This window comes from Streptomyces sp. 8N114 (genome assembly GCF_052245835.1).
In the GTDB taxonomy this organism is placed as follows: Bacteria; Actinomycetota; Actinomycetes; order Streptomycetales; family Streptomycetaceae; genus Streptomyces.
Genome location: NZ_JBQQBT010000042.1, coordinates 22138 through 30581 on the forward strand (window position 1 = coordinate 22138; position 8444 = coordinate 30581).

The 8444-nt window shown below is 72.1% G+C and carries 6 protein-coding genes; 4 read left to right on the plus strand and 2 right to left on the minus strand.

Features of this window, described 5'->3' with window-relative positions; translation table 11 throughout:
* The first annotated feature begins 7 nt into the window (after nt 1-7).
* Nucleotides 8-2440 carry a malto-oligosyltrehalose synthase gene (gene treY / locus ACTWQF_RS35935; RefSeq protein WP_443283975.1) on the plus strand — a complete coding sequence of 811 codons (2433 nt, stop codon included), beginning with the start codon at nt 8-10 and terminating at the stop codon, nt 2438-2440.
* Between the two features lie 84 nt (nt 2441-2524).
* On the opposite strand, the gene ACTWQF_RS35940 is transcribed toward treY, so the two are convergent.
* On the minus strand, nt 2525-3409 hold the full coding sequence (locus ACTWQF_RS35940; RefSeq protein WP_443283976.1) for a LysR family transcriptional regulator: 885 nt from the start codon (nt 3407-3409) through the stop codon (nt 2525-2527).
* Between the two features lie 23 nt (nt 3410-3432).
* Nucleotides 3433-4161, minus strand: coding sequence for a hypothetical protein (locus ACTWQF_RS35945; RefSeq protein WP_443283977.1), 729 nt, complete (start codon nt 4159-4161; stop codon nt 3433-3435).
* A 165-nt stretch (nt 4162-4326) separates the two neighbouring features.
* Here ACTWQF_RS35945 and ACTWQF_RS35950 point away from each other — a divergent pair, with 165 nt between their 5' ends.
* The 3 genes from ACTWQF_RS35950 (at nt 4327) to ACTWQF_RS35960 (ending at nt 8236) form a co-directional block, all read left to right on the plus strand.
* Complete coding sequence (locus tag ACTWQF_RS35950) at nt 4327-5832, plus strand: dihydrolipoyl dehydrogenase (RefSeq protein WP_443283978.1); 1506 nt, start codon at nt 4327-4329, stop codon at nt 5830-5832.
* 60 nt (nt 5833-5892) lie between these two features.
* Nucleotides 5893-7677 carry a malto-oligosyltrehalose trehalohydrolase gene (gene treZ / locus ACTWQF_RS35955; protein ID WP_443283979.1) on the plus strand — a complete coding sequence of 595 codons (1785 nt, stop codon included), beginning with the start codon at nt 5893-5895 and terminating at the stop codon, nt 7675-7677.
* An 85-nt stretch (nt 7678-7762) separates the two neighbouring features.
* The gene (locus ACTWQF_RS35960; protein WP_443283980.1) at nt 7763-8236 is read left to right on the plus strand and encodes a hypothetical protein; all 474 of its coding nucleotides are present in this window, start codon (nt 7763-7765) and stop codon (nt 8234-8236) included.
* The last annotated feature ends 208 nt before the right edge of the window (nt 8237-8444 follow it).

The window sequence follows — 8444 nt, forward strand, 5'->3', positions numbered from 1 at the left end:
AGTTCGCATGACACGTGAGGGCGTCCCACCCGCAGCCGCACGCCGCGCAGCCCGTGCCGCCGCCGTACCGACCTCGACGTATCGTCTCCAGCTCCAGCCCGGCTTCCCCTTCGCCGCCGCCGAGCGCGCCGTGCCCTACCTGGCGGGCCTCGGCGTCTCGCATCTGCACCTCTCCCCCGTACTGACGGCCGTGCCGGGCTCCACCCACGGCTACGACGTGACGGATCACGGCACGGTGCGGGAGGAGCTGGGCGGGGAGCGCGGGCTGCGGGCGCTGTCGGCGGCCACCCGTGCGCACGGATTGGGGCTGGTCCTGGACATCGTGCCGAACCATATGGCCGTCCCTGCGGATCTGCGGCTGAACCGTCCGCTGTGGGAGGTGCTGCGGGAGGGGCGCGGCTCGCGATGGGCGCGCTGGTTCGACATCGACTGGGCGGCGGGCGGCGGCCGGGTGCTGCTGCCGGTGCTCGGGGACCGCCTGCACGAAGCGCTGCCGCACATACGGGTCGAGGACGGCACCCTGCGCTACCACGACCACATACTGCCGCTGCGCGAGGGCACAGAGGGGCTGCCGCTGCCCGAACTGTGCGCGGCGCAGCACTACCGCCTGGCGTGGTGGCGGCTGGGCAGAAGCGAGCTCAACTACCGTCGTTTCTTCACCATTTCGGGTCTTATCGGAGTGCGGGTCGAGGATCCGGAGGTGTTCGCGGCAACCCACCGCAAGGTGCTCCAGCTGTTGCGCGAGGGGGTCGCCGACGGGCTGCGCGTCGACCATCCGGACGGTCTTGCCGACCCGGCAGGCTATCTGCGGCGCTTGCACGAGGAGAGCGGTGGCCGCTGGACGGTTGTCGAGAAGATCCTCGCCGACGGCGAACCCCTGCCCGGCAGCTGGCCGGTGGCGGGTACGACGGGATACGACGCACTGCGGCAGGTGGACGGTCTCTTCGTCGACCCCCAAGGGCATGGTGAACTGGAAGCCTGCTACCGGACGTTCACCGGAGCACAGGCCGCCCTGGGCGGTGAGTGGGAGGCGACCCGGCTGCGCGCCGCCCACCGGGTGCTGACGCACGATCTGGCGGCCGAGACCGAGCGGCTGACCCGTACCGCCGTATGGGCATGTGCCGACTCCCCCGATCTCTCGCTGCGCGACCACGCGCCCTGGGCGCTGCGGACCGCACTGTGCGAACTGCTGGTGCGGCTGCCGGTGTACCGCCCGTACACCGCGCAGGGCGTCCGGCCCGACCCCAGGGACGCCGCGCTGTTGGAGGGTGCCGCGCAGGGCGCCCGCGAGGCGTTCCGGCTGCCGGTGGAAGGTGCGGCAGTGGATGCCGTGCTGCGGCTCGCCCTGGGGGACGCTGCGGGTGACAACACGGCCTGCGCCGAGTTCCCCGTACGGTTCGCGCAGTTGTCCTCAGCGCTGCGGGCCAAGTCGGTGGAGGACGCGGCCTTCTACCGCTATGTGCCGCTGCTGTCGGCGTGCGAGGTGGGTGGTGAGCCGGGGCGCCCGGCAGTGCGGCCCGAGGGCTTCCACGCGTACTGCGCACGTGTGCAGCGGGACCGGCCCGCCTCCGGCACCGTGCTGTCCACGCACGACACCAAGCGCAGCGGCGACGCCCGCGCCGCGCTGGCGGTACTGAGCGAGTGCCCGCAGCGGTGGGCCGAGCTGCTGGCCCGGACCGATCTCTCCAGGGCACCCGACCGCCACACGGCGTGGGTGTACTGGCAGACCGCGCTGGCCCTCGGCGCGTTCCCGCCGCCACCCGGACGGCTGGTGCCCGCGCTGCTGAAGGGCGTACGGGAGGCGGGGCTGCGTACCACCTGGACGGAGGGCGACGCGGCGTACGAAGCGGCTGTCGAGCGCTTCGTCACGGCCCAGCGGGACGGCGCGGGGGCGCCGGCGCTGGCCGGCTTCGCGGCGGAGCTCGCCCCGTATGTGCGCGCCAATGTGCTGGGTGCGGCGCTGCTGCAGCTGACCATGCCCGGCGTACCCGAGCTCTACCAGGGCACCGAGCACACCTACCGCGCGCTGGTGGACCCGGACAACCGGGACCCGGCGACCTTTGCCGAGAGGGACAGCGCTCTCGACACGGAGAAGTCGCGGCTGACCTCCGCCGTGCTGCGCTTACGCAGGCAGCGGCCCGAGCTGTTCCTGGAGGCGGCAACATACGAACCACTCCTGGCGGAGGGCGAGATGGCGGCGCACTGCGTGGCCTTCGTGCGGACGGGTGCGGTGCTGACGGCGGTCACCCGGCTGTCCCTGCGCCTGGAAGAGCGCGGCGGCTGGGGCAGCACGCGCCTGACGCTGCCGCCCGGCACCTGGCATGACGCCCTCGCCGAAGAGGGCCACCCCCGAAAGCTGACCGGAACCGTCCCGCTGAGCCGCCTCTTCGAGGGAGCCCCGGTGGCGTTGCTGACCCGGCATGGGGGCCGTGCCCCGTAAGGGGCGCGGGGAACTGCGCGACCAGCCACAACACAAGCCGCAGTCCGCAAACGTCGGACATGGGCACCCCCTCACCGGACCCGGTCATCCCTCCCGCAGCACCCGCAGAAAGGCGTCCGCCGCACCCGTCGGCCGGGAGCGGCAAAAGGCGGTGAGCGGGCGACGCCAGGGAGGGCCGACATTGACGAGCTGCCCGGCGGGCACGAGGCCGGGAGTGAGGTGTGCCGAGACGAGGCAGATGCCGGCTCCGGCAGCCGCCATCACGGCCGCCGTCGTCGGGTGCTCGACCCGCAGAGCGGTCCGCGGGACGAATCCGGCCCGGCCGCAGACCAGGTCCACGAACGGTCGCCCCTCGATCCATGGCTCCATCCCGCACCGGACCCAGCCCCGGTCGGCAAGCTCCTCCAGCGCGACCGGTTCCCCGTCCGCACCGGCGCGCACGCACAGCGGGTCGTCGGGCGGGACGACGAGGACGATCTTCTCCTCGCCGATCTCCCAGCTCGGCCCTGACCAGTCGTCGACCCGATAGCCGACGGCGATGTCGGCGATGCCGCGTGCCATGCGTTCGCGCAGTTCGTCCTCCGTCGCGTACTCGCGCACCCGCAGCGCCACCTGGGGGTGGAGCCGCCGCATCCGGGCGACGGCTTCCGTCAGCACGCCGACCGCGAGGCCGTGCACGGTGGCGACCTCCAGCTCACCGCCCCCGGCACCGGCCGCAGCGCGTGCCGCGCGGCGTGCCTGACGGGCGCTGCGCACAGCGAGTTCGGCGTCCGGCAGAAAGGCCCGGCCCATCGGCGTCAGCCGTACCCCGCGCGGCAGCCGCTCCAGCAGCGGACCGCCGACCTCGCGTTCCAGGGCCTTGATCTGGTGCGAGAGCGCCGACTGCGTGACGTGCAGCGACTCGGCGGCCCGCGTGAATGTCGTCTCTTCGACGACCGTGACGAAGTACTCCATCTGCCGCAGACTCACGAGCCCTCCCCCAGCTCCGGGAACTACTTCTCAGCCACGCCGCGAAGCCGTTCGGCGGCCTTGCGTGCCGCGTTGGACACCCGTTCCGGGTCGTCGTTCCCCATGAAGGTGAGGTCGGCGACGGAGGCGCCGACCCGTACCTGGACGAATCTGAACGAGGCACCCATGATCTCCATGCGGTTCCCCACGGACTCGTCACCGGCTTGCGGCGCCGACCCACGCTTGATGGTGAGGGGCACCCCGTCCTTGGTGCCGCCCTCGGCGCACTTGCCGGGCGCTTCCCGCAGCTGGCTTATGGCGCGGCGGGCGGCATCGTCGTCGCGGTAGCTCACGAGGCGCTCATTGATACGGCCAGAAGTGGCGTGCTTCAGGGATCGCTCGACAGCGACCACGGGCAGCCCGATGGAGCGGTTGGTGCGGGTGAGAAAGGTGTCGCAGTCGGCGGTCTTCCCCTTCATCCCGCGCAGGTTGGTCTTCTCCAGCTTGTGTTTGCCGCCGAGTTTCTCCTCGCCCACCGTCCATTCCCCGGACAGATCGCCCGCCGTCAACAGCGCACGGCCGGCCTCGGCGACCGACAGCGGCCGTGCGGGGGGAGCGGACGGCGAAGCGGACTGCTCCGTGCCCGAGGAGGCTTTCCCCTTGTCCTTGCCGCTCTTCCCTCCCCCGCCGTCGTTGCTTCCGTCGTCACAGCCGACGGCAGCGAACAGCGCCAGAGCGCCCGCCATGGACCCAGCCAGAATCTTGCCGCGCACCGCGTTACCCCTCCCATGGCATGCCTTCAACAAATGACCAGGCTAGCCACGCCGGGATCCACCGATCGCAGCGGCCTGGTCACCCACAGAGCCATGAACGTTCTTCATCGCAACCATAGAAGCATTGCGTTGGACTCATCTCCCCGCCGGGCGGAGGCTGAGGTCATGAGCGGGAACACCACAGATGTGATCGTCATCGGCGGCGGAACGGGCGGCTACAGCACGGCACTCCGCGCCGCACACCTCGGGCTCGGCGTCACCCTCGTCGAGCGCGATCTGGTCGGGGGCACCTGTCTGCACCGGGGATGTGTGCCCAGCAAGGCCATGCTGCACGCCGCGGAGCTGATCGACGGTGTGGCGGAGGCGCGGGAGCGGTGGGGGGTCAAGGCGACGCTGGACAGCATCGACTGGAGCGCGCTGGTCGCCACCCGCGACGACATCGTCTCGCGGAACCACAAGGGGGTGGAGGGCCAGCTCTCCGCGGCGGGGGTGACAGTCGTGCGGGGCACCGCCGCACTGGCGGGCCCGCGCACCGTCCGGGTCGACGTCCCCGGCGCCGGGGGCGCCGAGCTGTGGACGGCGCGGCGCGGTCTCGTACTGGCGACCGGCTCCCGACCGCGGACGCTGCCGGGTCTGGAGCCGACCGGTAAGCACGTCGTCACCAGCGACGACGCGCTGTTCGCGCCCGGTCTGCCGCGCAGCGTGCTGGTGCTGGGCGGTGGTGCGATCGGGGTCGAGTACGCCTCGTTCCACCGCTCCATGGGCGCCGAAGTCACCCTGGTGGAGGCGGCGGAGCGGCTGTTGCCGCTGGAGGACGCCGACGTCAGCCGCCAGTTGACCCGCGCGCTGAAGAAGCGCGGCATCACGGTGCTGACGGGCGCCCGGCTGCTGGACGCTCACCTGACGGGCGCACCCCCGGCGGACGCGCACCGGTCCGGAACGGGGCGGTCCGATGCGGGCACGCCCGGTGCGGGTACGCCCGGCGGGGGCGTCGCGGCGCGGGTGCAGCCGGCGCGTGGGGAGGCGCTGGTGATCACGGCAGAGCGGCTGCTGGTCGCGGTGGGCCGTGTCCCGGTCACCGACGGGCTGAACCTGGCGGCGGCCGGTCTGACGACGGACGAGCGGGGCCATGTGCCACCGGCCGACTGGGCCACGCTGGAGACGGCCGTCCCCGGCGTGTACGTCGTCGGCGATCTGCTCCCACCGCCCTCCCTGGGCCTGGCACACGCCTCGTTCGCCGAGGGTCTGGTGGTCGCGGAGACACTGGCCGGGCTCGCGCCCCGTCCGGTGGACTACGCGGCCGTGCCCCGGGTGACGTACTCGAGCCCGCAGACCGCGTCGGTCGGGCTGAGCGAGGCGGCGGCCAAGGACGCCGGGCACGAGGTGGCGGTCAACGTGCTGCCGCTGACCGCCACGGCCAAGGGCATGGTGCACGGCCAGGGTGGCATGGTGAAGGTCGTCGCCGAACCGGGCCCCGAAGGCCGGGTGCTGGGCGTTCACCTGGTGGGCCCGCATGTCTCCGAGATGATCAGCGAGTCCCAGCTGGCCGTGGCCTGGGACGCCTCCCCCGCGGACATCGCCCAGCACATCCACCCCCACCCGACGCTGACCGAGGCGGTGGGCGAGACCTTCCTGACGCTGGCGGGGCGCGGGCTGCACCAACACGCGTAAGCCCGCGGCACGTTGGGGCACCCGGCGACACCCGCCGGGTGCCCGGCAACAATGGTCCGCATGCTGTTCGACGTATGGGCTCCGACCGCGCGAACCGTCACCCTCCATCTCCCGCACGCCCCCGGCATTCCGATGGCTCCCTCGCCCACCCATCGGGGCTGGTGGCAGGCCGAGGCACCGGCCTGGTCCGGCACCCGCTACGGCTTCGCCCTCGACGGCGGACCGGTGCTGCCGGACCCGCGTTCGCGCCGCCTGCCCGACGGGCCCGAGGGGCTGAGTTCCGTCGTCGACCACGACGCGTACACCTGGCGGCACCCGTGGCGGGGACTGCCGCTGCCCGGAGCCGTGCTCTACGAGCTGCACATCGGCACCTTCACAGCCGAGGGCACCTTCGGGGCGGCGAGCGAACACCTCGGCCATCTGGCGGAGCTGGGCATCACCCATGTCCAGCTGATGCCCGTCTGCCCGTTCCCCGGCGCTCATGGCTGGGGCTACGACGGCGTGGCGCTGTGGGCGGTGCACGAGCCGTACGGCGGGCCGGACGGGCTGAAGGCGTTCGTGGACGCCGCGCACGGGCACGGGCTCGGGGTCGTCCTCGATGTCGTCCACAACCATCTGGGCCCGTCGGGCAACCAATTGCCCGCGTTCGGGCCCTACTTCACCGACCGCCACCAGACGCCCTGGGGTGCGGCCGTCAACCTGGACACGCCCGGCTCCGACGAGGTACGCGCCCACCTCATCGGCAGCGCCCTCGCCTTCCTGCGCGACTACCACCTCGACGGACTGCGGCTGGACGCCGTCCACGCACTGGCCGACACCCGCGCCGAGCACTTTCTGGCCCAGCTGTCCGAAGCGGTCGACACCCTCGCCGCGCACACCGGACGCCCGCTGTTCCTGATCGCCGAGTCCGAGCTGAACGACCCGCGCACCACAGCGCCGCGCAGCGCCAACGGCTACGGCATGCACGCCCAGTGGAACGACGACTTCCATCACGCGCTGCACACCGCGCTCACCGGTGAAGACCACGGCTACTACGCCGACTTCGCACGCGAGCCGCTCGCCGCCCTCGCCAAGACGCTGACCGGCGCCTTCTTCCACGACGGTACGTATTCCAGCTTCCGCGGCCGCAGCCACGGCCGGCCCGTACGCCGCCCCGGCGCAGCCCAGACCCCGGCACACCGCTTCCTGGCGTACGCGCAGACCCACGACCAGATCGGCAACCGCGCGCTGGGCGACCGGCTGTCCGCGCTCGCCTCGCCCGGACTGCTGGCCTGCGCCGCCGCGTTGGTGCTGCTCGCACCCGGGACGCCGATGCTGTTCATGGGCGAGGAGTGGGGTGCCCGCACCCCCTGGCAGTACTTCACCGACCACCAGGACGCTGCGCTGGCCGAGGCCGTACGGCAGGGGCGGCGGCGGGAGTTCGCGCGCCATGGGTGGGACGCCGAAGACATCCCCGACCCGCAGGACCCTGCCACCCGCGCGCGCTCGTGCCTGGACTGGGACGAGCCCTCCCGGGCACCGCACGCCCGGCTCCTCGACTGGCACCGCACGCTGATCCAAGTACGCCGCGCGCACCCGGTGCTGGCGCACCTGCCGTTGGGCGAGGCCGACGTCCACTTCGCGGATGGCGACGGCGACCGGTGGCTGCTGCTGCGCAACGGGCCGCTGTACGTCGCGGTGAACCTGGCGGACGACCGTACGGCGGCCGTGCCGGTGCCCTCCGCGCATGCGGCTCTGCTCGCCGCGTGGGACCCCGAGACGCGGATCGCTGACGGCGCGTTGCGGCTGCCACCGGAGTCAGCGGCGGTGCTGCGCCAGTCACAATCTGGTGGAAGCCACCTCTGAGACCGCATAAGGTCACCCGAACGGCATCCGCCTCGTCGAGCCTTTTGCACCGCTCCGAGGACGCGACCGGTAACCGGAGGGCCTTGTGAACATCGTTGCTAACACCTACTTCGGCATCGTCACCCGGGAGGGCCACCTGTACCAGGCCAGGGTCGAGGTGCCGGGAGAACCGGACGTGGTCTTGGCCGCCCACTCCGACGATGATCTGTTCGATGACGTCGGCCGCCAACTCGCCCGCCTCCTCGGCGTCGAACCCGACGACGTCGACCTGCACCTCTTCGGTCACGACGGGGGCGACGGGATCCCGGTCTACGCGGGGGCCGCCGTGTTCGACGGCGGAGCATGGCTCACCCAGTTTCCCGCCCAGGAGGACCTGCCGGTTGCACTCTCGGTGCCACCGTCGCCGACCTATGAGGTCGCGGCGGACCGGGCGCGTCAGGCGCTGGCTGCGGCGGTAGGCCGCTCCGGGGAGAGCCTCGACATCGAGTTCTTCGAGATTGTTCCGCATGAGCACGCCGCCTCGGCGCAACAGGAGGAGGAACCGGACTCACAGCCGTGAACGGCGTTCACCGCTGCTCGTCGGTTACCAGAGGGTTGGGACCGGTCTCGGGCGGTGTCCCTTAGCGTCACCGCGGACCAAGAGACCAGGACTGATCGTGCCACGTCCAGCGGGTGAACGGGGTGGCGCGCTTCGTCCAGCCGTGAGGAGGCGCCGCGCATGCATCTTCGGAGAGTCCCGGATCCACCTGGCCATTCCCCGCAAGCGA